The sequence below is a fragment of the Amycolatopsis sp. NPDC101161 genome, from assembly GCF_044768185.1.
GTDB lineage: Bacteria > Actinomycetota > Actinomycetes > Mycobacteriales > Pseudonocardiaceae > Amycolatopsis.
Genome location: NZ_JBIWPI010000006.1, coordinates 213790 through 239990 on the forward strand (window position 1 = coordinate 213790; position 26201 = coordinate 239990).

The following is a 26201-nucleotide window of genomic DNA, read 5'->3' on the forward strand; positions in this document are numbered from 1 at the left end:
GTGATCAGCTTCCGGTCTCCAGCTGGGGCCTCGTTGTGCCGATGCTGTGCACCCGCTGTGCGGGCACGGCCACAGGCAGGCGTACCGCGAACTCCGTCCGGCCCGGGCGGCTGTGCACCTCGATCGTGCCGTGGTGGGCGACCACGACGGCGCACGCGATCGCCAGCCCGAGCCCGGTGCTGCCCGCCGTGCGCGACCGCGACGAGTCGCCGCGGGCGAACCGTTCGAAGACGTCCGGCAGCAGGTCCGGCGCGATGCCGGGACCGTTGTCGGTCACGGTGATCACCGCGCTGCCGTCGGCCGAGCGGGCGAGCGACGTCGCGACCGTGGTGCCGGGCGGGGTGTGCGTGCGCGCGTTGGCCAGCAGGTTCGCCAGGACCTGGTGCAGCCGCTGGACGTCGCCGAGCGCGAGCACCGGGTCCGGCGGCAGGTCCAGCAGCCACCGGTGGTCGCGCCCGGCGACCTGGGCGTCGCCGACGGCGTCGGCGACCAGCCGGGTGAGGTCGACGTCGCGCACGTCGAGCGGGCGGCCCGCGTCGAGCCGGGCGAGCAGCAGGAGGTCTTCGACGAGCGCGCTCATCCGGACGGCCTCGCTCTGGATCCGGCCCATCGAGTGCGCGACGTCCGGGGGTACGAGCGCGCTGCCGCGGGCGGCCAGCTCGGCGTACCCCCGGATCGCGGCCAGCGGCGTCCGCAGCTCGTGGCTGGCGTCCGCGACGAACTGGCGGACGCGCAGCTCGCTGTCGTGCCGCGCTTCGAGCGCCTGGGCGACGTGGCCGAGCATCAGGTTCAGCGCCGAGCCGACCTGGCCGACCTCGGTGCGCGGGTCGGTGTCGGCCTCCGGCACGCGGATCGACAGCGCCACCTGGCCGCGGTCGAGCGGCAGCTCGGTGACGCGCCCGGCGGTGGCCGCGACGCGGTCGAGCGGCCGCAGCGTCCGGCGGACCGCGAACGCGCCGAGGAAGGCGGCGCCGAGCACGCCGGCGGCCGCGACGCCGAAGAGGATGAGCCCGACGGTGAGCAACGTGTCGGTGACCGGTTTCATCGGCAGGCCGGTGACCACGACCTCGGACGTCCCGGGCACGGGCAGGGCCATCAGCCGGTACTCGCCGAGGTCGCTGAAGGACACCGCGTGCGGCTTGCCGTCGGCGGGCACCGAGAGCATGACGGCCTGCTGCGCCGCGGTGAGGCTCATGACCGCGCCGTGCTCGGAGATGCTGTCGTCGTGGACTTTCACCTGCCCGTCGAAGGTCGCGCTCACCGTGCCGACGTTCTGCCCGAGAGGGTGCTCGCCCCGCTGGTCGTCCGGCGGCGCGCCGCCTTGGCGCCCGGGGTTGCTCGCGAAGACCAGTGAGCGCGTCGCCGCGGCGGCGAGCTGCTGGTCGATCTGGCGGGTGAGGAACACGTCGAGCGCGAGCTCGCTGACCACGCCGACGATCAGGCACACCACGGTGAGCAGCACGACCATCGAGCCGGTCAGCTTCGCGCGCAGCGAAAGGCGCCCCCGGCGGGGGTGCGGTGCAACGGTTCGCGCGGCCATGGGTAGAGCGTCCGTCCGCGCCGTGTGTGCGGGTTGTGTGCTGCCTGTGAGGCGGCTGTGCGGTGACCGGCCTGTCGCGGAGTCCGGTTCCTCCGGTCACAGGAACGGCTGACGGCAGGCACAGTCCGCACACAGCCGGTGGCCCCACCGTGGATCGCACACCTCGTTAAGGAGCACCGCATGACGACACCGCAGGCACCGTCCACTCCGGACCGGACGTGGGGCGCGGCCCCCGCTCCGGGCACCCCGCCGCGGCCGGCTTGGTCGCCGGGCAAGAAGATCGCGGCGGGCGCCGTCGCGGTGGCGATCGTGGCCGGCGGGGGAGCGGCGATCTGGGCCGCTTCGTCGTCGTCCGCGTCGACGGACTCCGCCACCGGCCCGGGCGGGATGACCGGCGGCCCCGGCGGGGCGGGCGGCTTGGCTTCGGCCCTGCACGGCGAATACGTGTCATCGGACGGAAACGGCGGCTACGTCACGAAGATCACCCAGACCGGCGAGGTGACGGCGCTGAGCGCGACGTCGCTGACGGCGAAGAGCGAGGACGGGTTCTCGAAGACGTACACGATCACGTCGGACCAGGCGACGGGCTTGGCGACAGGCGACACGGTGACGGTGGTGGCCACGGAATCGGGCGACACGGCGACGGCGACCTCGGTGACGGACGGCGCTTCCGGCCCCGGCCGGCTGCCGGGTGGCGGCCAGGGAACCCCGCCCACGCAGACCGGCTGACCGCGCGGTGGCCCCGGGGGTCAGCGGCGGTCGTAGTCGACCGCGACCTCCGGGGTCGTCGCCCGCGCGCGGCACGTCAGGATCCGGTTCGCCGCCACGTCGTCCTCCGTCAGCGCGTACCGGACGTCCATGTCGACCTGCCCGTGCCGCAGCGTCGCCAGGCACGTCCCGCACGCGCCGCCCGTGCACGAGTACGGCACCTCGAACCCGGCGCGCATCGCCGCGTCCAGCACCGTTTCGCCGGCTTCCGTGGGCACGGACGTCGTCGTCCCGCCCAGCGTCACCGCCACCGTCGCCGGCGTGCCCGCCGGGTCGCGCAGGGGCGCCGCGCCGCGGAACAGTTCGAAGTGGACGTTCTCCTCCGGGACGTCCGCGTCGGCCAGCGTGCGGCGGACCAGGTCCATCAGACCCCGCGGGCCGCACAGGAACCACTCGTCGACCTTCGCCGGGTGCAGGCGGTTCTGCAGCAGCGCGCGCAGGCGCGTCCCGTCGAGGCGGCCGCGCTGGTAGCGCTCGTGGGAGATCGCCAGCGCCTCGCCGAGCGTGTCGAACTGGCGGGGCCGGTGCGCGTGCAGGTCCGGGTCGCGCTCGTCGGTCCGGTAGTGGACGACGTGCAGGCGCCCGCCGAACCCCGCCGCGAGCGAGCTCAGCTCCTTCGCGAACATCGTCGTCGCGCCCGAAGTGTTCACGTACAACAACGTCGCGCGGCTGTGCGGCTCCGCGGACAGCGCGCTGACCACGATGGACAGCACCGGCGTGATGCCGCTGCCGGCGGCCAGCGCGACGTAGTGCGCGGTCCGGGACGGGTCCGGTGTGAGCGTGAACCCGCCGGACGGCGGCAGGACGTCCAGGAAGTCGCCCACGGCCAGCGTCGTGCTCGCGAAGCCGGAGAACGCGCCGCCCGGCCGCCGCTTCACCGCGATCCGCAGCTCGCCCGCGCCCGCCGGCGCGCAGATCGAGTACGTCCGGCGCACCGGCTGCCCGTCGAGCACCGTGCGGACCGCGACGTGCTGCCCCGGCGTGAACCGGAACTCCTCGGCCAGCTGCGGCGGGACGTAGAAGGTGATCGCGACGGCGTCCGCGGTCAGCTGCCGGATCTCGCGCACCCGCAGCCGGTGGAACCGGCTCGGCCCGAGCGGCGGCGCGGCGGGCGCGGGCACGGACACCTCGGGGGAGCAGTCGAGGCCGGCCGTCACCCGGTACTCCTCCGCGGTCAGGTCCCGGCCCCCGGCGGTGCGGATCGGGACGTCGCGGGCCAGGTACGCCTCGCGGTTCTCCAGCCAGACCCGGCGGTACCGGTGGAACGGGACGGCGGGGTGCAGGTGGTGCACCAGGTGCAGGTTCTGGGCCAGCAGCACCGGGGTGAGCAGCCAGTCGAGGCCGACGCGCACGCGGGTCGTGCCGAACCGGCCCGCCTGCCCCGCGGCGGGCAGGCCGTGGTGCGGCAGCCAGGCGAACGACCACGCGAGCAGGGCCATGCCGAGCCGCTGCGGCAGCAGGTAGACGAGCAGCAGCTCGACGCCGTGGCCGGCCGCGACCAGCGCCACCACCGCCGACAGGGCCGCGGTCAGCACCACCAGCGTCTCGGTCAGCTCGTGGGTCGGGCGGGACCGCAGCCGGGAGAAGTAGCAGCGCGCGTACGCGAAGTCGAGGGTCAGCCAGCGCAGCGGCAGCTGCCAGCGCGGGCCCCGCGAGGTCCAGGCGTCCGGGTCGGCGGGCACCGACGCGTTCGTGTGGCGGTGGTGCTCGCCGTGGGCGAACCGCAGCGAGGGGAACGACGCGTACGCGGCGACGAAGGGGACGGCCAGCCGCCCGAGGAGCTCGTTGACCCAGGTCAGCTTCCCGGCCGAGTGGTGGGCGGACTCGTGCACCACCGTGTACATGGCGAAGGTGACGAGGGTGTTCAGCACCACCGTGACCACCGGCGAGACGAGGTCCGCGAGCAGCAGCCAGGTCGAGACGATCCCCAGCGCCAGGCCCCCGGCGAAGAGCAGGAGCGTCGGCACCGAGACGGCGGGCAGGCTGATCCGCGGCGCGGGCACGCCCCGGGCGGTCGTCTCACCGGTCGCCACGACGGCAGGGCCGTGCTGCTGGGTGAGGGCGACGGGCATCGAGCGGTCTCCTCGGTCGAGAAGCTCCTGGCCAGGCGGGAGTCACCGTAGACAACTCATCGGGGTTTGTAAACGCCGCGGCAGGACTCGAAAAAAGGTGTCGGCCAGCGGGACGCAACCGGCGGGTAAGCTCGCCGTGTGAAGGCGGTCACCCACCCGGCGCCGGCGCGGACCCGGGAGAAGCTGCTGGCCGCGGCGGCCGACGTCATCGAGGCCGACGGCTGGGCCGCCGTCACCATGGGCAAACTGGCCGCGCGGGTCGGCGTGAGCAGGCAGACCGTCTACAACGAACTGGGCTCCAAGGCCGAGCTCGCCAAGGCGCTGATGCTGAGCGAGACCGACCGCTTCGTGGCCCGCGTGACCGACGACGTCGCCGCGCACCCGGACGACCCGGTGGCCGGCGTGACGGCCGCGTTCCGCCACACGCTCGAGGCCGCCCGCGCCAACCCGCTCCTGGAGATCGCCCTCGGCGGCCAGCAGGGCGGCCGCGACGACTTCCTCCCGCTGCTCACGTCCCAGCCCGAAGCCGTCATCGACCGGGCCGTCGACGCGGTAGCGGCGGTCTTCGCCCGCAGCTACCCGGGCGTCCGGCTGACGGCGTCGGAGTGGGCCGTGGCGGTCGAGGCGTGGATGCGCCTGCTGCTGTCCCACCTGGTGCAGCCCAGCGGTTCGGCCGAGCACGCGGTGGGTCAGATGCGCTGGGTGATCGGCCGGATGCTCGCGCCCTGACCCCGGCGACGCGCGATCCGCGGCGGCTCGCCCGGCGCGCCGCGGCGGTTCCGAGCGGCGGGCCACCGCTCGTGGCGCACCTTCCGGGGCCACGCCGCCGCGGGGCTCGCGCCGCGCCCGGTTCGCGGGTGATCACGGCCTCGCGCGCCTCCGTGACGGCGGTCCGTGCATCGGGCGTGACGCCGCAGGTGGCCCCCGGCCCGGCGGCGATGGCCACTGGCCTAGACTCGGACGTCCCGGTCTGCAGGTGACCTGGGGCCATTTCCGCAGGATTGTCCTACACAATCGTTACCGCTCGAGGAGAAGACCTTGAAGAGCACCGTCGAGCAGCTGAGCCCGACGCGAGTCAAGATCAATGTCGAGGTGCCGTTCGACGAGTTGAAGCCGAACTTCGACCGCGCCTACCGCAAGATCGCCCAGCAGGTGCGCATCCCGGGCTTCCGGCCCGGCAAGGCGCCCGCTCGCGTCCTGGAAAGCCGGATCGGGCGCGGCCCGGTGCTCGACGAGGTCGTCAACGAGGCCATCCCGGCCAAGTACATCGAGGCCGTTCGCGAGAACGAGGTCCGCACGCTCGGCAACCCCGAGTTCGACGTGACCAAGCTCGAGGACCGCGACGTCCTGGAGTTCACCGCCGAGGTCGACGTGCGCCCGGAGATCGAGCTGCCCGACCTGGACGGCTTCGCGGTCACCGTCGACGACGTCGAGCTGACCGACGCCGAGGTCGACGAGCAGCTCGACGAGCTGCGCGCCCGCTTCGGCACGCTGACCGGCGTCGAGCGCCCGGCCGAGACCGGCGACTTCGTCTCGATCGACCTGGCCGCGACCGTCGACGGCGAGGCCGTCGAGGAGGCGAGCACCACCGGGCTGTCCTACGAGATCGGCTCCGGCCAGCTCGTCGACGGCATCGACGAGGCGATCGTCGGCGCGACCGCCGGCGAGACGAAGACGTTCACCACCCAGCTCGTCGCCGGTGAGCACGCCGGCAAGGACGCCGAGGTGACCGTGACCGTCCAGTCGGTCAAGCAGCGCGAGCTGCCCGAGGCCGACGACGAGTTCGCCCAGATGGCCAGCGAGTTCGACACGATCGACGAGCTCAAGGGCGACCTGCGCGAGCGCCTCGGCCGCGTCAAGAAGATGCAGCAGGGCGTCCAGGCCCGCGACAAGGTGCTCGACGAGCTCCTGGAGCGCACCGAGGTCCCGATCCCGGAGAAGGTCCTCGACGCCGAGATCGAGAACCGCAAGCACGACGCGATCCACCCGTTCGACCACGACGAGGCCCAGTTCGCGCAGGCCCTCGAGGCCGAAGGCCGCACGCTCGAGGAGTTCGACGCCGAGACCCGCACCGAGTCGGAGAAGGCCGTCCGCACGCAGCTGCTGCTGGACACCATCGCCGACAAGGAAGAGGTGTCGGTCAACGACGGCGAGCTGACCGAGCGGATCATCTACCAGGCCCAGCGCTTCGGGATCAGCCCGGACGAGTACGTCCAGCGCGCCCAGCAGTCCGGCCAGCTGACCGCGATCTACGCCGACGTCCGCCGCGGCAAGGCCCTGGCCTCCGTGGTCCGGAAGGCGACCGTCACCGACGGCTCCGGCGCCGAGGTCGACCTCACGGAGCTGTTCGGCTCCGACGAGCCGGCCACCGACGAGGCAACCCAGGAGACGCAGGTCACCGACGAGGCGGCGAAGACTCCGGCGGAGTGAAGCTGTGAGCGAACTTGGGCGGTGTCAGGCATTCTGCACCGCCCGAGTTCGTTAGGGTCGGATACAAGATCTCAAGCATCTGAAACGACAGCGGCGGCCGTCAGCACCGGGCCGCCGCCGGCGAAAAGGCAGGCAGACGTGACGCAGCACACGCCCGAGGCGCGGACCGGCACCGCAGGGCTCAACCTCACCGACTCGGTGTTCGAGCGGTTGCTCCAGGAGCGCATCGTCGTCCTCGGTTCCGAGGTCAACGACGAGGTCGCCAACCGGATCACCGCGCAGCTGTTGCTGCTCGACGCCGACGACGCCGAGTCCGACATCCGCTTCTACATCAACTCGCCGGGCGGTTCGGTCACCGCCGGGTTCGCCATCTACGACACCATGCAGCTCATCCGCCCGGACGTCGCGACCTACGCGATGGGCATGGCGGCCTCGATGGGGCAGTTCCTGCTCTCCTCGGGCAAGCCGGGCAAGCGCTACGCGCTGCCGCACGCGCGCATCCTGATGCACCAGCCGTCGGCGGGTGTCGGCGGCACGGCGTCGGACATCGCGATCCAGGCCGACCTGTTCAACAAGTGGAAGCAGGAGCTGGCCCGGATCACCGCGGACCAGACCGGCCAGACGGTCGAGCAGATCATCAAGGACGGGGACCGCGACCGCTGGTTCACCGCGCAGGAGGCGAAGGAGTACGGGTTCGTCGACCACGTCCTCACCGCCGACATCGCCCGTCCGGGCTCGAACTGAGCGCGAAGCACACAGGAGACTCGATCATGAGCAACTTCCGGCTCCCGGGTGACTTCCAGGCCCCGAGCACGCCCCAGTCGCGGTACATCCTGCCGTCGTACGTGGAGCGGACCAGCTACGGCGTCAAGGAGTCGAACCCGTACAACAAGCTCTACGAAGAGCGGGTCATCTTCCTCGGCGTGCAGGTGGACGACGCGTCGGCCAACGACGTGATGGCCCAGCTGCTGCACCTCGAGCACGAGGACCCGGACCGCGACATCCTGGTCTACATCAACTCGCCGGGTGGCTCCTTCACCTCGCTGATGGCGATCTACGACACCATGCAGTTCGTCCGCCCGGACATCCAGACGTACTGCCTCGGCCAGGCCGCCTCGGCCGCCGCGGTGCTGCTGGCGGCCGGCACGCCGGGCAAGCGCTACGCGCTGCCGAACTCGCGCGTGCTGATCCACCAGCCCGCCACCGAGGGCACGTACGGCCAGGTCTCCGACCTGGAGATCCAGGCGAACGAGATCCAGCGGGTGCGGCGCCAGATGGAGGTCATCCTGGCCAAGCACACGAACAAGGACCCGGACCAGATCCGGACCGACATCGAGCGCGACAAGATCCTGACGGCCGAGGAGGCCAAGGCGTACGGCATCATCGACGAGGTGCTGCCGTACCGGAAGGCGTCGGCTCTGTAGATCCGCCAGGCCGGTGTGTGTCGAGGAGACGACATACACCGGCACTCTGGTTTAGGGTCGTCCTCTGACGTGCTCCCGGCGCCTGTGGGTGTTCCCGCCCACGGCATCGGACGGGTACCGTCAGTGGCAATGCGTGAGGCTCCGCTCGGTCGTCCGTGACCGGGGGTCGCACCGTCGCAACACACGTCAGGCGCGCCACCGCGCGCCGGAGGGGACGAGGTCAACGGCCATGGCACGGATCGGTGACGGCGGAGACCTGCTGAAGTGTTCTTTCTGCGGGAAGAGCCAGAAGCAGGTGAAGAAGCTCATTGCCGGCCCCGGGGTCTACATCTGCGATGAGTGCATCGACCTCTGCAATGAGATCATCGAGGAGGAGCTGGCCGAGGCCGGCGACGTCAAGCTCGACGAGCTGCCCAAGCCCGCCGACATCCACGAGTTCCTCGAGCAGTACATCATCGGCCAGGACGACGCCAAGCGGACCCTCGCGGTAGCGGTCTACAACCACTACAAGCGGATCCAGGCGGACGACAAGGCCGGGCCGAAGGACTCCAAGGAGGAGTCGGTCGAGCTCGCCAAGTCGAACATCCTGATGCTCGGCCCCACCGGGTGCGGCAAGACCTACCTCGCGCAGACGCTGGCGAAGCTGCTCAACGTGCCGTTCGCGATCGCGGACGCCACGGCGCTCACCGAGGCCGGGTACGTCGGCGAGGACGTCGAGAACATCCTGCTCAAGCTCATCCAGGCGGCGGACTACGACGTCAAGCGGGCCGAGACCGGGATCATCTACATCGACGAGGTCGACAAGATCGCCCGGAAGAGCGAAAACCCGTCGATCACGCGGGACGTCTCCGGCGAGGGTGTGCAGCAGGCGCTGCTGAAGATCCTCGAGGGCACCACCGCTTCGGTGCCGCCGCAGGGCGGCCGCAAGCACCCGCACCAGGAGTTCATCCAGATCGACACGACGAACGTGCTGTTCATCGTGGCCGGCGCGTTCGCCGGGCTGGAGAAGATCATCAACGAGCGGGTCGGCAAGCGTGGCCTCGGCTTCGGCGCGGAGATCCGCACCAAGTCCGAGATCGAGGAGAGCGACGTCTTCTCCGACACCATGCCCGAGGACCTGATCAAGTTCGGGCTGATCCCGGAGTTCATCGGCCGGCTCCCGGTCGTGGCGACGGTCAACCACCTGGACAAGGACTCGCTGGTCAACATCCTGACCCAGCCGCGCAACGCCCTGGTGAAGCAGTACAAGAAGCTCTTCGAGATGGACAACGTCGAGCTCGAGTTCACCAAGACCGCGCTCGAGGCCATCGCCGACCAGGCGGTCCTGCGCGGGACCGGTGCCCGCGGGCTGCGCGCCATCATGGAAGAAGTTCTCCAGCCGGTGATGTACGACATCCCGAGCCGCGACGACGTGGCGAAGGTCGTCATCACCGAGCAGACCGTCCGGGAGAACGTGAACCCGACGATCGTCGCCCGGCAGCCGACGCGGCGCGCGCGCAGCGAGCGCGGCGAGAAGTCGGCCTGAGGCCGGGCGTCTCCGGGCCACCCGGCCCGGAGACCCGACAGGAAAGCTGAATGACTGCAGACTCTGTGCCGGTCACCGGTGGGGGCGCCGCCCCCGCCGGTGGCGTGCAGGCACCGCCGCCCCCGGAACCGGCGACGGTCGCCGCCGGGCCGGTTCTCGGGTTCCGTGAGCTGAGCGAGCGCGTCATCGCGTCCGTGGCCGAGCGGTACCCGTGGCTGAACCGGGTGCTGATGGGCGTGCTGGCCGTGTGCACGGGCACGTGCGTCGTGGCCGTGGTGTCCCGGCTGTCGCCGTTGCCGCTGATCCCGGTGCCGCTCTTCCTCTTGGCCGGCTACGGCCTCTGGCGGGCCCGTGGCGTCACCGACCGGCGGGCGCTGGGCAACTGGGTGCTGCTGTTCGCCGTCGCGGCCGTGGTCGGCTTCTGGCTGATCTCCGTCGTCGGCCGCTGGGTCGAGTGAAAGCCGCCGTCCGGCTCGTTTGAACCTGCGATGCCCTGGGTAAGTCAATCCCGTGGTGGATGCCCTCGGACCGTTCCGGCATCCCGCACTCTTCTACCGCGGTGACTCAGCGTACCTCGATGGCGTCGTTCCGTTCGTGCTCGACGGCCTCGACCGGGGTGAACCCGTGGCCGTCGCGGTGCCCGGCCGGAACCTCCTGCTGCTCGAGAAAGCCCTGGAAGACCGCGTTCACGAGGTCCGGCTGACCGACATGTGCCGCGTGGGCCGCAACCCCGGGGCGATCTTGCCGTCCGTGCTGCTCGCGTTCGCCGGCGAGCACGCGGGCCCGGTGCGGGTCGTGGCGGAGCCGATGTGGGGCGACCGGACCGGCGCCGAGTACCCGGCGTGCGTGCTGCACGAGGCGCTCATCAACAACGCGCTGGTCGGGCGCGACCTGGCGGTTCTCTGCCCGTACGACATCGCGGCGCTGCCGCCGCCGGTGCTGGCCGACGCCGAGCGCACCCACCCCGAGGTGTGGGGGCCGGCGGGGCCGTTCACCAGCTCGCGGTTCGACCCCGAAGGCGTGCGCGCGGAGTTCATGCGGCCGCTGGTACCGCCGCCGGCCGCCGTCGAGCGGAGGTTCGACATCGCGCAGCTGGCGTCGCTGCGCGGGTTCGCCGAGATCTGGGCCGCCCGCCACGGCCTGCGCCGCCCCCGCCGCGACGACTTCACGCTGGCGATCGCGGAGCTGACGACGAACAGCGTCCTGTACGGCGGCGGCGCGGGCGTGCTCCGGCTGTGGGCGGAGGAGCACCAGGTGGTCGGCGAGGTGACGGACGCGGGCACGATCACCGAGCCGCTGGCCGGCCGCATCCCGCCGACGGCGACGACGCTGGGCGGCCGCGGGCTGCTGCTGGTGAACCGGCTGGCGGACCTGGTCCGCACGTACTGGGTCCCGGGCCGCACGACGACCCGGGTCCACTTCAGCTGCTGAGGCCGGTCAGTCCTTGCGGGGCACGTGCTTGCCCAGGAAGCTGATCAAGCTGGGCACCACCGTCCGGTTGAACGAGTCGCCGTGCTTGCCGTGGGCCGTGTGGGCCACCGCCGGGTGAGCGGCGTCGATGTAGCGGCGGACGCCCGTGATGAACGGGTCCTCCGTGCCGCACCAGATGCCGTTGGCCACGCTCTTCGTCTCGTCGACGTGGCGCAGCGGGTCCAGCGCCGTCCAGTCGTTCAGGCCGGTGAAGATGTGCCGCTTGGCCATCTCCTGCCAGGACAGGATCAGCGCCGGGGCCAGCGTCGCGACCGCCGCCGGCGGCTGGCGCCGCTCCACGCGGCGGCGGGTGTACACCAGCGCGCCGAACCCGCCCATCGAGACGCCCGTGCAGGCGAACGGCTGCCCGGTGTCCCCGCCGAAACCGCGGGCCTTCAGCCACTGCGGGACCTCTTCGAGGAGCATCGCCATCGGGTCGTCGCCCGGGTGCACCTCGTGCCAGTAGTTGTCGCCGCCGTCGACGGCCACCAAGCCGAACGCCGGGACCGCCTTGCGGGCGACGTCGCTGGCCAGCTGCTTGAGCGTGCCGGTCGGGGCCGCGCTGCGGGCGTTGCCGTGCAGGCCGTGCAGCATCAGCGACATCGGCAGCCCCTTCGGCGGGGTCTTCGACGGCAGGATGAACACCAGGTCGACCATCCGGCCGCGCGCGGCGGAGTAGACGCGCTCGACACGGGTGCTGCCCAGCTGCGTCGTCGGGTTCGACGACGTCACGCCCAGCGTGCGCTGCAGGGCCTGGCTGAACGGCAGCTTGCCGGTGGCGGTGCCGACGGCCAGGCCGGTCACGGCCAGCCCGGACGCGCCCGCGATCAGCACGGACCGGCGCGACAGCCAGCGCCGCGCGTCCCGGACCGCGGCCGCCCCGACCGTCTCCGGGATCAAGGGCTCGCCGGGTCCGGCCGGCCGGACCTCGTCGCGCTCCCCGTTTTCCTCGTTCACCTGTCTCCGTCCCCCGCCTGCTGCTCTTTAGGACGCCGCGCACCCGCTCCGCGTTCCCCTCACGTCCCTGTTCGCCGGGTTAGTCGTTCCCACCCTGCCCGGCGTTTCGGTTTCTCGCGCGCCAAGTCGCCTTCGCGGCCTCGGTCGAGCGTTCCGCCTCCTCCACAGTGTCCCCGAGACCCACCGCGAGGGTGATCCCCAGGGGTATCAAAATGTGGTCGATGCCCTGCTCGGCGGCCCCGAAGTGGCCGGAGGCCTCGAGTGTGACGAAGCCGTGCAGCGCGCTCCACAGCTGCGCGGCGGCCTGGTACTTGTCGGCGGGCCGGAACCGGCCGGCCTCGATGGCCCGCTCGGTCGCCCGGACGATGTGCTCGAACGCCTCCAGGCCCTCCTGCGCGGCTTCGCGGCCCTCCTCGGTGGTCAGGTCGGACAGCGTCGCGCGCTTGCCGCCCGGCGCGGACTGGCCGAACGTCACCGCGAACAGCTGCGGCTGCTCGGCGACCGCCTGCCGGTAGGTGCGGGCGAGGCTGAAGATGTCGGCCACCGGGTCGTCGGTCTCGCCCACCTCGGCCAGCCACGCGCTGAGCCGGACGAACCCCGTGCGCGCGACCTCGTCGACCAGCGCCGCCATGCCCCCGAAGTGCGTGTAGACGGCCATCGTCGAGACGCCGACCTCCGCCGCCAGCTTGCGGGCCTGCAGGGCTTCGGGGCCGCCCTCGTCGAGCAGCCGGATGGCGGCCTCGACGAGCCGCTCCTTGACGTCGTTCGCGCGCGGTTTGGGGCTCATGCTTGCCAGTATCTCATAACCCTGTTATAAATGGATCCATAACCGAGTTATAGCAACTCTGGAGGGGTCGGCATGGGCAACAAGTTCCTCGAAGGCAACTTCGCCCCGGTGAGCCGGGAGCACACGATCACCGAGCTGGCCGTCACGGGTGCGATCCCGGACTTCCTCGACGGCCGCTACCTGCGCAACGGCCCCAACCCGCTGTCCGAAGTGGACCCGGCGGCCTACCACTGGTTCATGGGTGACGGCATGGTCCACGGCGTGCGCCTGCGCGACGGCAAGGCCGAGTGGTACCGCAACCGCTGGGTCCGCAACCCGGCCGTCGCGGCGACGCTGAACGGCGAGGACCCGAGCCGCTTCTGCGGGCTCGACGCACTGGGCGCCAACACCAACGTGATCGGCCACGCCGGCAAGACCCTCGCCCTGGTCGAGGCGGGCGCGCCGATCTACGAGCTGACCGACGAGCTCGACACCGTCGGCCGCTGCGACTTCGACGGCACGCTGCCCGGCGGCTACACCGCCCACCCCAAGCGCGACCCGCGCACCGGTGAGCTGCACGCCGTCTCGTACTTCTTCGGCATGGGCAACAAGGTCCAGTACTCGGTGATCGACGCGGAAGGGCGCGCACGCCGCACGGTCGACGTCGAGGTCACCGGGTCGCCGATGATGCACGACTTCTCCCTGACCGAAAAGCACGTCGTGTTCTACGACCTGCCGGTGACGTTCAACGCCGAGATGGCGGTGGCCGCCAGCGTGCCGAGCGCGCTGCGGACGCCGGCGAAGCTGGTCGTCTCGGCGATGGTCGGCAAGGTCCGCGTGCCGGACCCGGTGACGGCGATGATGACGCGCAAGATCGGCGCGAACGGCGGCCTGCCCTACCGCTGGAACCCGAAGTACCCGGCGCGCGTCGGGGTCATGCCGCGCGAGGGCGGCAACGGCGACGTCCGCTGGTTCGAGGTCGAGCCGTGCTACGTCTTCCACCCGCTCAACGCCTACGACGACGGCGACTCGATCGTGCTGGACGTCGTGCGGCACCCGCGGATGTTCGACCGCGAGCTGCACGGCCCGGACGAGGGCGGCCCGACGCTGGACCGCTGGACGGTCGACCTGACCGCGGGCAAGGTCATCGAGGAGCGGCTGGACGACCGCGGCCAGGAGTTCCCGCGGGTGGACGAGCGCCTGGTCGGCCGCCGCCACCGCTACGGCTACGCGATGTCGGCCGACGGCGGCGCGGACCCGGGCGGCTCACTGTTCAAGCACGACTTCCACACGGGGTCCCGCCAGGAGCGCGCGTTCGGCGAGGGCCGCCAGCCGGGCGAGTTCGTGTTCGTGCCGTCCCACGAGGAAGCGGCGGAGGACGACGGCGTGTTGATGGGCTTCGTCTTCGACCCGTCGACGCAGCGAAGCGACTTGACGCTGTTGGACGCGGGAACGCTGGAGACGGTCGCGGCGATCCACCTCCCGGACCGGGTCCCCAACGGCTTCCACGGCAACTGGGTCGAGTCGGTCTAGACCAGCACCCGGTGGTCGCCGGTGTAGAGGTTCATCGAGTCGCCGCGGAGGAAGCCGATCAGGGTCATGCCGTTCTCCTCCGCCAGCTCGACCGCCAGGGACGACGGTGCCGACACCGCGGCCAGCAACCCGATCCCCGCCATCGCGGCCTTCTGCACCAGCTCGAACGACGCGCGCCCGGACACCAGCAGGCCGTGACCGGGCGCCGGTACGCGACCCTCCAGGACCGCCCAGCCCAGCACCTTGTCCACCGCGTTGTGCCGGCCGACGTCCTCGCGGACGACCGCCAGCGAACCGTCCGGGCTGAACAGCGCCGCCGCGTGGAGGCCGCCCGTGCTGGCGAACACCTTCTGGCGGGCGCGCAACGCGTCGGGCAGGGCGGACAGCGTCTCGCTCTTCACCGCGAAGGCCGCCGAGGCGGGGGAGAACCTCGTACGCAGCTTGACCGCGTCGAGTGCCGCCTTGCCGCAGACCCCGCACGACGACGTCGTGTAGAAGTTGCGCTCGACGCCGGTGTCCGGCGGCGGCACACCGTCGGCGAGCGCGATGTCCAGGACGTTGTAGGTGTTGCGGCCCTGGTCGTCGACGCCGTCGCAGTAGCGGGCGACCGCGATGTCCTCGCGGCCGCCGATCACGCCTTCGGACAGCAGGAAGCCGTGGGCCAGTTCGACGTCGTGCCCCGGCGTGCGCATCGTGACCGCCAGCGCCTTGCCGCCGACCCGCAGCTCCAGGGGTTCTTCGGCCGCGAGCGCGTCGGGGCGCCGCCGGTCCCCGGTCGCGGAGATCCGCCGCACCGGCCTGCGCACGGTCACCCTGCCCATCCGCCCACCTTTCCCTACCCGAAAGTTTGACACTCGCATGGTGCAACACCGGGTATTTAGTAATACATTCCCTCCATCATCCCCACTCTACGGAGGGATCCGATGGCTCTCGGCTTCCTGGACCGTTCCCGGATCGTGGCACCCCCAGGCTGGACGCGCTGGCTGGTGCCGCCGGCGGCCCTTTCGGTACACCTGTCGATCGGGCAGGCCTACGCGTGGAGCGTCTTCAAGACGCCGCTCGAAAAGACGATGCACCTCAACGGGACGCAGAGCTCGCTGCCGTTCCAGCTGGGCATCGTCATGCTCGGGCTGTCCGCCGCGTTCGGCGGGACCCTCGTCGAGAAGAACGGCCCGCGCTGGGCGATGTTCGTGTCGATGTGCTGCTTCGCCAGCGGGTTCCTCGTCTCCGCCCTCGGCGTCGCGACCGGCCAGTTCTGGCTGGTCGTCGTCGGCTACGGCGGGATCGGCGGCGTCGGGCTCGGCATCGGCTACATCTCGCCGGTGTCCACGCTCATCAAGTGGTTCCCGGACCGGCCGGGCATGGCGACCGGCATCGCGATCATGGGCTTCGGCGGCGGCGCGCTGATCGCCTCGCCGTGGTCGTCGTCGATGCTCGGCACCGCGCCTACCACCGGCACGATCGCCACGGCGTTCCTGGTCCACGGCATCGTCTACGCGGTGTTCATGTCGATGGGCTGGCTGCTCGTGCGGGTGCCGGCCGACGACTGGAAGCCGGCCGGCTGGGAACCGAAGACCGACCACGGCAAGGCGATGATCAGCACGGCGAACGTCTCGGCGGCCAACGCCATCAAGACGCCGCAGTTCTGGTGCCTGTGGGTCGTGCTCTGCTTCAACGTCACCGCGGGCATCGGCATCCTGGAGAAGGCGTCGCCGATGATCGTGGACTTCTTCAAGAACACGTCCACGCCGGTCGGCACGGCCGCGGCGGCCGGGTTCGTCGCGCTGCTGTCGCTGTGCAACATGCTCGGCCGGTTCGTCTGGTCGTCCACTTCGGACCTGGTGGGGCGCAAGAACATCTACCGCACCTACCTCGGCGTCGGCGCGGTGCTGTACCTGGTGATCGCGCTGACGCAGAACTCGTCGAAGCTCGTGTTCATCCTCTGCGCGATGGTGATCCTTTCCTTCTACGGCGGCGGGTTCGCGACCGTCCCGGCGTACCTGAAGGACCTCTTCGGCACCTTCCAGGTCGGCGCGATCCACGGCCGGCTGCTCACGGCGTGGTCGGTGGCCGGCGTGCTCGGCCCGCTGATCGTCAACCGGATCGCCGACAGCGAGAAGGCGGCGGGCAAGTCCGGCCCGGACCTGTACACGACGTCGTTCTACATCATGATCGGCCTGCTCGTGGTCGGCTTCGTGGCCAACGAGCTGGTCCGCCCGGTCAAGGAGAAGTACCACGAGCCGGTCGCCGCGAGCGCGGCCGCGAGGAGTGAGGCGTGATGACCGAGCCGGCGACGAAACCCAACCGGGTGCCGCTGATCGTGCTGGCGTGGGCGTGGGTGGTCCTGCCCTTCGCCTACGGCGTGTACCAGCTTTTCCTGAAGCTGGTGCAGCTCTTCGGCTGAGCGGTGTGACCTGACTCACCCGTGCAGCGGGGGCCGGTCCGGCGGCGTCGGTAGGACGTGCACCTACTGGGGAAGATCGCCGTCGCCGGGCTGGCCTTCGCGGTCCTGTGCGGGACCGCGTACGGCTACACGAACCTCCACGCCCTCGACGACGTCACGCGCGACAGCGTGATCGGCGGCGACGGCACGGCGCCCGGCGAGCAGCCGGCCGACGGGTCGCTCGACATCCTGCTCGTCGGCCGCGACTCCCGGACCGACCAGCAGGAGCACCCGCTTCCCGCGGACGTCCTGCGCGAGCTGCGGGCCGGCCCCAACGGCGACGACCTCACCGACACCCTGATCGTGCTGCGGATCCCGAACGGGACCCACGACGTGAAAGCGTTCTCCATCCCGCGCGACAGCTACGTGTCGATGCCCGGCGGGAAGGGCAAGATCAACGCCGCGTTCGGCCGTGCGAAGGCCGCCGAAGCGAAGCGGCAGCGCGACGCGGGGGAGACCGACAAGGCCAAGATCACCAAGGCCGCGCTCACCGCCGGCCGGCGCGGGACGCGGCAGGCGGTCGAAGACCTCACCGGCGTCAAGATCGACCACTACGCCGAGGTCAACCTGTTCAGCTTCTACGAGATCAGCAAGGCGGTCGGCGGCGTCGACGTCTGCCTCAAGGAAGCCACGAAGGACAAGAACTCCGGCGCGGACTTCCCGGCCGGGCCGCAGCGGGTCCAGGGCGCCGAGGCGCTGGCCTTCGTCCGCCAGCGCGACGGGCTGCCGGGCACCGACTTCGCCCGCGTCCGGCGGCAGCAGGTGTTCCTCGCCGGGCTGGCCCGGCAGGTGCTGTCGGCGGGGACGCTGACCAGCCCCGGGAAGCTGTCCGACCTGATCGACGCCGTCAAGCGGTCGGTCGTGCTCGACGACTCGTGGAACCTGCTCGACTTCGTCGCCCAGATGCGCGGGGTCAGCGGTGGCGGGATCCGGTTCGAGACGATCCCGGTCGTCAACCGCGACTACCGGTACGACCAGGACAACCCGGGTGCCACGGCGGTGCAGGTCGACCCGGCCGCGGTGAAGTCCTTCGCGGCGAACCTCATCGGCGCGCCGCCGCGGCCGTCGGCGCCGGGCGCCCCGGTCACCGTCGACGTCACCAACGCGAGCCCCAAGGGCGGGCTCGCGGCCCGCGTGTCCGGCTTCCTGGGGGAGCACGGCTTCGCCAAGGGCACGACCGGGAACTCCGGCTCGCGCCGGACGTCCCTGGTCCGCTTCGGCGCCGATCTCGCGCAGCGCGGCGCGGACGTCGCACAGCTGCTGGGCGGGCTGGCGACGCAGGAGTCCGCGGCGGTGCCGCCGGGCCACATCGAGGTGGTGCTCGGGACGGTCTACTCCGGACCTGGGACGACCGGCGGCGGCGGTGCCCCGGCCGGCGGCGACGAGCCGATCACGTCCGACGGCGTCGTCTGCGTGAATTGAGGCGGAGCTTTTCCCCGGAATCGACGAAACCGCGGGAAGAATTTGCGTGAACCCCCGCGAAGGTGTTTTCCGCCGACCGGACCACGGCGGACCACGCGGGTGACTGGTCTTGACGGTGCCCCCCTGGTGAGGCAGGGTGCGATGACCGTCGGCGGCAGCCCCGCCGGGCGGACCGGAAAAGATCACCGGACCGGTGATCACCCGGAAAGTCAATTTCGAGAAATACGGAAAGTCCGGATCCTATGCGTAGCAGCGTTGCCCGCGGAGGGTGGCTCCTTCCGGTGCTCGCTTCCGCCGTTCTGTGCGCCGGGTGCCAATCGGCGTCCGCGGCGGCGCACTATCCCGAATCGATCGACGCCTGCAAGCTGCCCGGGCCGAACGCGCACAACCAGCTCGCCCCCGGGACCGTCGAAGTCCCGGCCGGCTCGGTGAAGGCCGCCGACGCGAAGGTCATCCCCCAGGACCGCTCGAGCGAGGGCAACGACCTCACCAGCTGCAAGCGCCTCTTCGCCCGCGACCTCGGCGGCGGCAAGCCCGACATGCAGGACTACCGGCTGGTGACGATCGCCGTGGTCCGGTTCACCGACTCCGACGTGAACGAAGGCGCGACCAAGGCGACCCAGCTGCTGACCGACGCGCTGGGCGACCACTCGGGCGTCCGGCTGCTCACCGGCGTCGGCGACGAGGCCGGGGTCTCCGAGCAGTGGGCGGCGGTCCGCACGGGCAACGTCGTGCTGGGCATGGCGATCGCCGACGGCGGCACGGAAGCGGCCCTGATCCCGCCCGCGACCCTCGACAACGTCCAGGCGGTGGTCACCGACATGACCAACACCCTGCAGCGCGACTACAAGGGCTGACACCGCCTGGCGTTGCGCCCACCGCGAAAACCGCTGACGGCGGCGCGCGGTGCGAGGCATCCTCCCGGAAGACCGGGAGGGGGCCGCGTGGCCGGACGACGTGGTGGCCTGTGGCGGCACCGGGACTTCCGCCTGCTGTGGGCGGGCGAGACGACCAGCAAGCTCGGCAGCAACGTCACGACGGTCGCCCTGCCGTTGGTGGCGGTGCTCGTGGCGCACGCCGGCCCGTTCACCGTCGGCGTGATCGCGGCCGCGTCCTGGGTGCCGTGGCTGCTGATCGGCTTGCCGGCCGGGGCGTGGATCGACCGGCTGCCGAGCCGGCCCGTGATGCTGGGCTGCGACGTCGTTTCGGCCGCGGCGCTCGTCAGCGTCCCGGTCGCGGCCTGGCTCGGCGTCCTGACCGTGGCGCAGCTGATCGTGGTCGCGCTGCTCGCCGGGGCGAGCAGTGTCCTCTTCAGCACCGCCTACCGCGTCTACCTCCCGGTCCTCGTCGCCCCGGCGGACCTGCCGGAGGGGAACGCGAAACTGCAGGGCAGCGAGGCGTGCGCGCAGCTCGCCGGCCGGAGCCTGGCGGGCGTGCTCGCCCAGTGGGCGGGCGCGGTGGCCGGCCTGCTCGTCGACGCGGTGACGTTCCTGGTCTCCGCGGGGTGCCTGGCGGCGATCTCCGCGCGGGAACCACCCCGGCCGGCGGTCCGGCGGCCGAGCACCTTGCGCCGGGAGATCGCCGACGGGCTGCGGTGGGTGGCCCACGACCGGTACCTGCGTTCGCTGGCGGTGTTCAGCGCGGTCGCCAACGTCGCGCTGACCGGCTACCAGGCGATCCAGGTCGTCTTCTTCGTCCGGGACGTCGGCGTCGCTCCGGGCGCCGTGGGCGTGCTGGTGGCGGCACCGGGAGCAGGCGGCGTGCTCGGCGCGGCCCTCGCCGTCCGGCTCGCGCGGCGCTGGGGCAGCGCGCGCAGCCTGCTGGTCTGCCTGCTCACCCTGACCCCGCTGGGATTCCTGATCCCCTTGACCACGGCCGGACCCGGACTGCTCCTCGCCGCGGGCGGCGGGGTGGCCGTCGGCGCGGCCGTGGTGGCGGCCAACGTGCTCGCCGCGGGCTTCCGGCAGACCTACCCGCCGCCGGGCGTGCGCGGCCGGGTCGTCGCGACGAGCAGCCTGCTGGCGAACGGCTCGAGCGCCGCCGGTGCCCTGCTCGCCGGGGCCCTCGGTTCGCTGGCCGGGCCGCGGACGGCGGTGTGGGCGGTCATGGCCGTGCTCGTCGCGGCGACGGGCATCGTCGCCGCCGGCCCGATCCGGACCGGCCGGGACCTCCCCGCCGCCGCGACGCGCCCGGCTCGTCAGGCCTGAGGTTCGAGGCGCACGACGATCGCCTTCGACACCGGCGTGTTCGACTTCTCCGCGACCGAATCCAGTGGCACCAGCGCATTGGCCTCCGGGAAGTACGCCGCCGCGCAGCCGGGGGCCGTCGGGTAGGACACCACGCGGAACGCCGGCGCCCGGCGGTCGCCGTCGCGCCACTCCGAAACCAGGTCCACCAGCGCGCCGTCGGTCAGGCCGAGCGCCGTGATGTCGGCCGGGTTCACCAGCACCACGCGGCGGGCGTTCTCGATGCCGCGGTAGCGGTCCGAGAGGCCGTAGATCGTGGTGTTGTACTGGTCGTGGCTGCGCATGGTCTGCAGCAGCAGCCGGCCCTCGGGCACGGCCGGGTACTCCAGCTCCGACACCGTGAAGTTGCCCTTGCCGTTGGCCGTCCCGGTGAACTCCCGCGAATCGCGCGGCGCGTGCGGCAGCACGAACCCGTCCGGCTCGCGGACGCGGCGGTTGTAGTCCTGGCAGCCCGGCACGACCCGGGAGATGCGGTCGCGGATCAGGTCGTAGTCGGTCTCGAACGTCCGCCACGGCACCGCGTGCCCGGCCCCGAACAGCGTTTCGGCCAGCCGGCAGACGATGGCGACCTCCGACAGCAGGTGCTCGCTCGCCGGCTTCAGGCGCCCGCGCGAGGCGTGCACCTGCGACATCGAGTCCTCGACGGTGACGAACTGCTCGCCGCTCGCCTGGACGTCGCGCTCGGTGCGGCCGAGCGTCGGCAGGATCAGCGCCGTGCGGCCGTGCACGACGTGCGACCGGTTCAGCTTCGTCGAGACGTGCACGGTCAGCGAGCACGACTCGAGCGCCTTCTCGGTCGCCGCGGTGTCCGGCGTCGCGGACGCGAAGTTGCCGCCCACGGCGAAGAACACCTTGCCGCGGCCGTCGCGCATCGCCCGGATCGCGTCGACGGTGTCGAAACCGTGCTCGCGCGGGACGTCGATGCCGAACTCGCCGGCGAGGGCGTCCATGAAGGACTGCGGCATCTTCTCCCAGATGCCCATGGTCCGGTCGCCCTGGACGTTCGAGTGCCCGCGCACCGGGCACAGGCCCGCGCCGGGCTTGCCGATCATCCCGCGCATCAGCGCGAGGTTCGCGATCTCCGAGATCGTCGGGACGGCGTGCTTGTGCTGCGTCAGGCCCATCGCCCAGCAGTAGATCGTCCGCTCCGACGACGCGATCATCCGCGCGACGCGCTCGATCTGCTCGCGCGGCAGCCCGGTGGCGCGCTCGACCTCGGTCCAGTCGATCTCGCGCAGGTGCTTGGCGTAGTCGTCGAAGCCTTCGGTGACGCGCTCGACGAAGTCGCGGTCGACGATCGCGCCCGGCGCTTCCTCGTCCCAGGCCAGCAGCAGGTGCCCGACGGCCTGGAACAGCGCGAGGTCGCCGCCGAGGCGGATCTGCGCGAACTCGTCGGCCAGCGGCGTGCCTTTGCCGACGACGCCGCGGACGTTCTGCGGGTTCTTGAACCGCATCAGCCCGGCTTCGGGCAGCGGGTTGACGGCGATGATCTTCGCGCCGTTCCCCTTGGCCTCTTCCAGCGCCGAGAGCATCCGCGGGTGGTTGGTGCCCGGGTTCTGCCCGACGACGACGATCAGGTCGGCCTTGTGGATGTCGGCGAGGCTGACCGAGCCCTTGCCGATGCCGGTCGTCGCGGAGAGGGCCGCGCCGGAGGACTCGTGGCACATGTTGGAGCAGTCCGGCAGGTTGTTGGTGCCGAAGGAGCGCACGAGCAGCTGGTAGAGGAACGCGGCTTCGTTGCTGGTGCGGCCCGAGGTGTAGAAGATCGCCTCGTTGGGGTCGGTCAGCGCCTTCAGCTCGCCGGCGACCAGCTCGAACGCGTCGTCCCAGGAGATCGGTTCGTAGTGCGTCGCGCCTTCGCGCAGCACGAACGGCTCGGTGATCCGGCCTTGCTGGCCGAGCCAGTAGTCGGTCTTCGAGCGGAGGTCCTCGATCGGGTGCTTCGCGAAGAAGCCGCGGTCCACCCGCCGTTTCGTGGCTTCCTCGGCGACTGCTTTGGCGCCGTTTTCGCAGAACTCCGCCAGCTTCCGCTTTTCGCCGTCGACCGCACGGGGTTCCGGCCACGCGCAGCCCGGGCAGTCGAAGCCCTCGCGCTGGTTCAGCAGCCGCAGCGCTTTGACCGTGCGGCCGGTGCCCATCTGCTCGACGCTGCGCGCGAGCGACACGGCCACGCCCGGTATCCCGGCCGCCCAGCCCTTCGGCTTGCCCACCTCGAGGCGGTTCTCGTCCACGTCCTGCAGCGGCGCTTCACGGGTCATGTGTTCATCGTGCGCCTCGATGATCGCGCACGCGAACACGGGTCACGCTTCGGCGGCGCGCAACCCGCGGTCGGCGACGGTGACGACGAGCAGCAGGACGCTGACGACGATCAGCGCGAAAGCCAGCCGGTGCAGGCCGGCCGAGTCCGCGTGCGGCCCGTAGCAAAGGGCGATGAGCGTCGAGGCGACGATCGCGCCGAAGTACTGCGCCGTGCGGAAGAGGCCGCTCGCCGTGCCCATCTGCTCCGCCGGTGCCTCCCGGTAGAGCGTCGTCTGGTTCGCGACGCTCGTCAGGCCCTGGGCGAGGCCGAACAACGCCGCCAGCGCCAGCAGCGCGCCGACCCACGTGCCGTCGTGGACGAGCAGCAGCAGCGCCGACCCGCCGACCAGGGCCACCGCCACCGTGATCAGCCGCGCGCGGATCCCGGACGCGCGGCCGGAAAACGCGGCCGCGCAGACCGCCGTGCCCGACATCGGCAGCAGCATCATCCCGGCGGCCTCCTCGGACAGCTGCCGCGTCGTCTCCAGCCACTGGACGTAGCCGAACATGATCGCGTAGATCGCCATGAAGCTCAGGGCCTGCCGCAGGTACGTGCGCAGGATGGCCCGGTTGGCCGCGAGCATCCGCAGGTCGAGGAACGGGTCGCCGCGGCGCAGCTCGACCAGCGTGAACGCCGTGCCGAACGCGGCGACGAGGGCGAGCACCCAGACGTCGGCGCCCGGGTCCATCAGGAAGAACAGCAGCGCCAGCAGGGTGGCGGAGAACAGCGCGATGCCGACGACGTCTATCCGCTTCGCCGTGCGCTCGCCGCGGTCGTTCTTCGGCACCCACAGCAGCGCGAGCACCAGCGACAGGCCGGCGAGGGGGATGTTCACCGCGAAGATCGCGGGCCAGCCGAACAGCGCGATCAGCACGCCGCCGAGCGTCGGGCCGATCACCATCACCGTCTGCGCGGACATCGACAGCAGCGACAGCACGCGCGCGGGCACGCCCTGGCCGGTCGCTTCCGCGTGGTGACGCAGCACGGCCATCGCGGCCGGGAACCCGGCGCACGTGCCGAGGCCGAGCACCACCCGCACGCCGGTCAGCCAGCCGACGGAGATCGGGATCATGCCGGCGATCCCGGCGATGATCACCAGCGTCGCGCCGCCGAGCAGGACCCGGCGGGCGCCGTAGCGGTCGACGAGCAGGCCGACCACCGGCTGCCCGACCGCGGTGGCCAGGTAGAGCGCCGAGATCAGCCACGCGGTCTGGCCCGGTCCGGCGCCGAAGCTCTGCCCGATCGGCACGAGCGCGACCGCGATGAGCGTGGAGTTGATCGGGTTGAGCACCGCGCCCGCCACCAGCGGGGTGACCAGGCGGGCGCCGAACTTCGCGGGGGCGGTGACGGTAGTCGTGAGGGCTCCTTGTTTTTTACAGGCCGACGGGATGTCAGTGTTCGGCGACGCGTTGCAGCAACGGAAGCGCTCGGGTGACGGTCTCGAGCTCGCCGGGGGACAGGGCGTCCGCCAGCGCCTGGGCCAGCCACTCCTCGCGGTGCTGGAGGATGCCGCGCACGGTGTCGCTGCCGGACTCGGACAGGCTGATCACCACGCGGCGCCGGTCGGCCGGGTCGGGGGTGCGGGCGAGGTAGCCGAGCTCGTCGAGGACCCCGAGGGTGGCGGCCATCGACTGCTGCCGCACGTGCTCGGCGGCGGCCAGTTCACCCTGCGTCGCGGGACCTTCGCGGTGCAGCCGGTTGAGCACGGCGGACTGCGACGGCGTCAGGATCCCGGCGTTGTCGACGTGCCGCAGCCGCCGGTGCAGCTGCGCGACGACGCCGCGGAGCCAGCCGGCGGTCTCGGCCACGTGTGCGGGTACTTCGCCCATGCACACAGTCTAACTGTACAGTCCAGACTGTGCATCTGGGTGTGACGCACCCCCGGCCGGGGGTGCGGGTGGCTCAGTGGCAGCTGTCGAGGGTCGGCACGGGGTACTTCGGGTCGTAGTAGCCGGGTGCGTCCTGGTCGCCGGTCGACGGCCCGGTCGGCGGGTTGGCGTAGTTGGGGGCGAGGAAACCCTCCCGGGCGGCGGCGCAGCCGACCGACGAGGTCGCGCTCTGCCCGCCGTCGAGCCACAGCCCGCGGCTGGTCTTCGCGAGCCCGGAGCCGGTGGCCACGACGTACGTCTCGTCCACGCGCAGGAAGCTGACGATCTCGTTCGGGCTGGTCAGCGCATCGGGGTGGACGTTGTCGAAGGCGAAGGCGACGACGTACTTGGCGTCCACGGCCAGCTCGCCGGGCTTGTCGCCGGCGCGTGCGGTGAGCGTGCCGAACGTGCGGGGGCCCGCGTCGAGCAGGTGGTACCCGTCGGCGATCTCGGTCAGGTAGGAGTCGAAGCCGGGCTTGTCCTTCGCCGGCTTCTCGGCCAGCCGCGGCACCAGCTGTTCGCGCTGGTCCGGGGCGAAGAGCGCGAGGAAGGCCTTCGGGTCGTGCGCGACCAGCACCGCGGGGTCGAGGTGGGCGGCGGTGATCGCCTGCCGCGCTTGCGCGTAGGCGTTCGCGACCGCGTCGGCCTTGAAGGCGCCGACCGGCGCGGCGGCGGGCGAGGTGATGCCGTCCAGTCCCTTGGGCCACGTGTCGGCGGGGGTGTTCGCGTACGGGCGGGCCAGGTCGACGTGGGCGAACTGCGCCACCTGCGTCGGGTTCGGCGGGGCGGCCACCGGGGCCTCCCGGCGGCCGACGTACACGATTGCCGCGGTGGTCACGCCGAGGATCAGCACGAACACGGCGAAGATCCACCAGCGGCGCCGAGGCCGCCGCGCGGCGCGTTTCTGCTGCTTGCGGAACTGCTTGCGGTCCTTCTTGGCGCCCAGCCAGGCGTCGGTCCGCGCGTGCCTGCGCCACTCCGGGTCCATCAGGTCCGGGTGGGAATCGAGCAGGTTGTCGTCGTCCACGTTGCTTTCCCCCAGGGTCGATGCCTGATCATCGACGGCGGGGGCCGGACGTTACGAGCCGAAGAACAGGAACGGGTCCTCGTTGACGCCGACGCCCTGGATCTGGTGCACGACGATGGCCGCCGCGACCAGGACCACGACCAGCAGCAGGGCGAGCACGCCCGGCCACCGGCTGCTCCCGGGCTGCTGGTGGCCGCCGGTGCGGCGCTCGCGTTTGCGGCGCTTCTTCAGGTCCTTCTTGGCGCCCAGCCAGGCGTCCCGCTCGGCGAACTTCTGCCAGTCCGGGTTCATCAGGTCGGGGTGCGTCTCCAGCCGCCGGTCGTCCGGATCCTGCGGCTGCTGAGGCTGTGCCATCGGAGAGTGCCTTCCCCCTGGGTGACCCGCCGTGACGGGTTCGTAGACTTGTCCATT

The 26201-nt window shown here is 71.6% G+C and carries 24 protein-coding genes; 14 read left to right on the plus strand and 10 right to left on the minus strand.

Annotation, left to right across the window (positions count from 1 at the left end):
- Positions 1-4: 4 nt before the first annotated feature.
- The gene (locus tag ACIRSS_RS39500) at positions 5-1540 is read right to left on the minus strand and encodes a sensor histidine kinase (protein ID WP_400904391.1); all 1536 of its coding nucleotides are present in this window, start codon (positions 1538-1540) and stop codon (positions 5-7) included.
- Between the two features lie 180 nt (positions 1541-1720).
- On the opposite strand from ACIRSS_RS39500, the gene ACIRSS_RS39505 reads away from it, so the two are divergent.
- Positions 1721-2269: a hypothetical protein gene (locus ACIRSS_RS39505; protein WP_400904393.1), complete on the plus strand. Its 549-nt coding sequence runs from the start codon at positions 1721-1723 to the stop codon at positions 2267-2269.
- Positions 2270-2289: 20 nt separating this feature from the next.
- Here the strand turns inward: ACIRSS_RS39505 and ACIRSS_RS39510 are convergent, their stop codons facing one another.
- The gene (locus tag ACIRSS_RS39510; RefSeq protein ID WP_400904395.1) at positions 2290-4380 is read right to left on the minus strand and encodes a fatty acid desaturase; all 2091 of its coding nucleotides are present in this window, start codon (positions 4378-4380) and stop codon (positions 2290-2292) included.
- Between the two features lie 138 nt (positions 4381-4518).
- Here ACIRSS_RS39510 and ACIRSS_RS39515 point away from each other — a divergent pair, with 138 nt between their 5' ends.
- From ACIRSS_RS39515 to ACIRSS_RS39545, 7 genes are all read left to right on the plus strand, one after another.
- Complete coding sequence (locus tag ACIRSS_RS39515) at positions 4519-5109, plus strand: TetR/AcrR family transcriptional regulator (protein ID WP_400904397.1); 591 nt, start codon at positions 4519-4521, stop codon at positions 5107-5109.
- A gap of 309 nt (positions 5110-5418) precedes the next feature.
- Entirely contained in the window at positions 5419-6810 is a 1392-nt protein-coding gene (gene tig, locus ACIRSS_RS39520) for a trigger factor (RefSeq protein ID WP_400904398.1), read from the plus strand.
- A gap of 138 nt (positions 6811-6948) precedes the next feature.
- Positions 6949-7554: a ClpP family protease gene (locus ACIRSS_RS39525; protein ID WP_400904400.1), complete on the plus strand. Its 606-nt coding sequence runs from the start codon at positions 6949-6951 to the stop codon at positions 7552-7554.
- Between the two features lie 26 nt (positions 7555-7580).
- The gene (locus ACIRSS_RS39530; protein ID WP_400904401.1) at positions 7581-8234 is read left to right on the plus strand and encodes an ATP-dependent Clp protease proteolytic subunit; all 654 of its coding nucleotides are present in this window, start codon (positions 7581-7583) and stop codon (positions 8232-8234) included.
- 229 nt (positions 8235-8463) lie between these two features.
- Entirely contained in the window at positions 8464-9759 is a 1296-nt protein-coding gene (gene clpX / locus ACIRSS_RS39535) for an ATP-dependent Clp protease ATP-binding subunit ClpX (protein ID WP_125314793.1), read from the plus strand.
- A 50-nt stretch (positions 9760-9809) separates the two neighbouring features.
- Positions 9810-10217: a hypothetical protein gene (locus ACIRSS_RS39540; RefSeq protein ID WP_400904403.1), complete on the plus strand. Its 408-nt coding sequence runs from the start codon at positions 9810-9812 to the stop codon at positions 10215-10217.
- A gap of 52 nt (positions 10218-10269) precedes the next feature.
- Positions 10270-11190: an anti-sigma factor RsbA family regulatory protein gene (locus tag ACIRSS_RS39545; protein ID WP_400904405.1), complete on the plus strand. Its 921-nt coding sequence runs from the start codon at positions 10270-10272 to the stop codon at positions 11188-11190.
- 6 nt (positions 11191-11196) lie between these two features.
- Here ACIRSS_RS39545 and ACIRSS_RS39550 read toward each other — a convergent pair whose 3' ends face one another.
- Both ACIRSS_RS39550 and ACIRSS_RS39555 read right to left on the minus strand, forming a co-directional pair.
- Complete coding sequence (locus tag ACIRSS_RS39550) at positions 11197-12186, minus strand: alpha/beta hydrolase (protein WP_400904407.1); 990 nt, start codon at positions 12184-12186, stop codon at positions 11197-11199.
- A 79-nt stretch (positions 12187-12265) separates the two neighbouring features.
- Positions 12266-12973 (minus strand): TetR/AcrR family transcriptional regulator, encoded by a 708-nt coding sequence (locus ACIRSS_RS39555; RefSeq protein ID WP_400904409.1) that lies wholly within the window; start codon positions 12971-12973, stop codon positions 12266-12268.
- A gap of 72 nt (positions 12974-13045) precedes the next feature.
- On the opposite strand from ACIRSS_RS39555, the gene ACIRSS_RS39560 reads away from it, so the two are divergent.
- Positions 13046-14485, plus strand: coding sequence for a carotenoid oxygenase family protein (locus ACIRSS_RS39560; RefSeq protein WP_400904411.1), 1440 nt, complete (start codon positions 13046-13048; stop codon positions 14483-14485).
- Here ACIRSS_RS39560 and fdhD read toward each other — a convergent pair.
- Complete coding sequence (fdhD, locus tag ACIRSS_RS39565; protein WP_400904412.1) at positions 14482-15306, minus strand: formate dehydrogenase accessory sulfurtransferase FdhD; 825 nt, start codon at positions 15304-15306, stop codon at positions 14482-14484. The two genes, ACIRSS_RS39560 and fdhD, sit on opposite strands and share 4 nt — an antisense overlap.
- Before the next feature lie 102 nt (positions 15307-15408).
- Between fdhD and ACIRSS_RS39570 the strand changes: the two genes are divergently transcribed.
- The 5 genes from ACIRSS_RS39570 to ACIRSS_RS39590 all read left to right on the plus strand — a co-directional run bounded on the left by ACIRSS_RS39570 (position 15409) and on the right by ACIRSS_RS39590 (position 20557).
- On the plus strand, positions 15409-16764 hold the full coding sequence (locus ACIRSS_RS39570) for an OFA family MFS transporter (protein ID WP_400904413.1): 1356 nt from the start codon (positions 15409-15411) through the stop codon (positions 16762-16764).
- A complete protein-coding gene (locus ACIRSS_RS39575; protein WP_284742082.1) occupies positions 16764-16889 on the plus strand; it encodes a hypothetical protein in 126 nt (41 codons plus the stop codon). The genes ACIRSS_RS39570 and ACIRSS_RS39575 overlap by 1 nt, the downstream gene beginning before the upstream one ends.
- Positions 16890-16946: 57 nt before the next feature.
- On the plus strand, positions 16947-18350 hold the full coding sequence (locus tag ACIRSS_RS39580; protein WP_400904416.1) for an LCP family protein: 1404 nt from the start codon (positions 16947-16949) through the stop codon (positions 18348-18350).
- Between the two features lie 281 nt (positions 18351-18631).
- Entirely contained in the window at positions 18632-19207 is a 576-nt protein-coding gene (locus ACIRSS_RS39585; RefSeq protein ID WP_400904417.1) for a hypothetical protein, read from the plus strand.
- 87 nt (positions 19208-19294) lie between these two features.
- Positions 19295-20557 (plus strand): MFS transporter, encoded by a 1263-nt coding sequence (locus ACIRSS_RS39590; RefSeq protein ID WP_400904419.1) that lies wholly within the window; start codon positions 19295-19297, stop codon positions 20555-20557.
- Here the strand turns inward: ACIRSS_RS39590 and ACIRSS_RS39595 are convergent.
- The 5 genes from ACIRSS_RS39595 to ACIRSS_RS39615 form a co-directional block, all read right to left on the minus strand.
- A complete protein-coding gene (locus ACIRSS_RS39595; RefSeq protein ID WP_400904421.1) occupies positions 20548-22854 on the minus strand; it encodes an FdhF/YdeP family oxidoreductase in 2307 nt (768 codons plus the stop codon). The two genes, ACIRSS_RS39590 and ACIRSS_RS39595, sit on opposite strands and share 10 nt — an antisense overlap.
- Before the next feature lie 42 nt (positions 22855-22896).
- A complete protein-coding gene (locus tag ACIRSS_RS39600) occupies positions 22897-24198 on the minus strand; it encodes an MFS transporter (protein WP_400904423.1) in 1302 nt (433 codons plus the stop codon).
- 88 nt (positions 24199-24286) lie between these two features.
- Positions 24287-24724: a MarR family winged helix-turn-helix transcriptional regulator gene (locus ACIRSS_RS39605; protein WP_400904425.1), complete on the minus strand. Its 438-nt coding sequence runs from the start codon at positions 24722-24724 to the stop codon at positions 24287-24289.
- Positions 24725-24797: 73 nt separating this feature from the next.
- Positions 24798-25790: a hypothetical protein gene (locus ACIRSS_RS39610; protein ID WP_400904427.1), complete on the minus strand. Its 993-nt coding sequence runs from the start codon at positions 25788-25790 to the stop codon at positions 24798-24800.
- 51 nt (positions 25791-25841) lie between these two features.
- Positions 25842-26144, minus strand: a complete 303-nt coding sequence (locus ACIRSS_RS39615; protein ID WP_400904429.1) for a hypothetical protein — start codon at positions 26142-26144, stop codon at positions 25842-25844.
- Positions 26145-26201: the final 57 nt, after the last annotated feature.

Bases quoted from the DNA above. Each gene is read 5' to 3' on its own strand.
- fdhD (WP_400904412.1), bottom strand. From the start codon at position 15,306: ATGGGCAGGGTGACCGTGCGCAGGCCGGTGCGGCGGATCTCCGCGACC.
- ACIRSS_RS39555 (WP_400904409.1), bottom strand. From the start codon at position 12,973: ATGAGCCCCAAACCGCGCGCGAACGACGTCAAGGAGCGGCTCGTCGAG.
- ACIRSS_RS39540 (WP_400904403.1), top strand. From the start codon at position 9,810: ATGACTGCAGACTCTGTGCCGGTCACCGGTGGGGGCGCCGCCCCCGCC.
- ACIRSS_RS39505 (WP_400904393.1), top strand. From the start codon at position 1,721: ATGACGACACCGCAGGCACCGTCCACTCCGGACCGGACGTGGGGCGCG.
- ACIRSS_RS39510 (WP_400904395.1), bottom strand. From the start codon at position 4,380: ATGCCCGTCGCCCTCACCCAGCAGCACGGCCCTGCCGTCGTGGCGACC.
- ACIRSS_RS39530 (WP_400904401.1), top strand. From the start codon at position 7,581: ATGAGCAACTTCCGGCTCCCGGGTGACTTCCAGGCCCCGAGCACGCCC.
- ACIRSS_RS39500 (WP_400904391.1), bottom strand. From the start codon at position 1,540: ATGGCCGCGCGAACCGTTGCACCGCACCCCCGCCGGGGGCGCCTTTCG.
- ACIRSS_RS39595 (WP_400904421.1), bottom strand. From the start codon at position 22,854: ATGACCCGTGAAGCGCCGCTGCAGGACGTGGACGAGAACCGCCTCGAG.
- ACIRSS_RS39575 (WP_284742082.1), top strand. From the start codon at position 16,764: ATGACCGAGCCGGCGACGAAACCCAACCGGGTGCCGCTGATCGTGCTG.
- ACIRSS_RS39615 (WP_400904429.1), bottom strand. From the start codon at position 26,144: ATGGCACAGCCTCAGCAGCCGCAGGATCCGGACGACCGGCGGCTGGAG.
- clpX (WP_125314793.1), top strand. From the start codon at position 8,464: ATGGCACGGATCGGTGACGGCGGAGACCTGCTGAAGTGTTCTTTCTGC.
- ACIRSS_RS39560 (WP_400904411.1), top strand. From the start codon at position 13,046: ATGGGCAACAAGTTCCTCGAAGGCAACTTCGCCCCGGTGAGCCGGGAG.
- ACIRSS_RS39570 (WP_400904413.1), top strand. From the start codon at position 15,409: ATGGCTCTCGGCTTCCTGGACCGTTCCCGGATCGTGGCACCCCCAGGC.
- ACIRSS_RS39605 (WP_400904425.1), bottom strand. From the start codon at position 24,724: ATGGGCGAAGTACCCGCACACGTGGCCGAGACCGCCGGCTGGCTCCGC.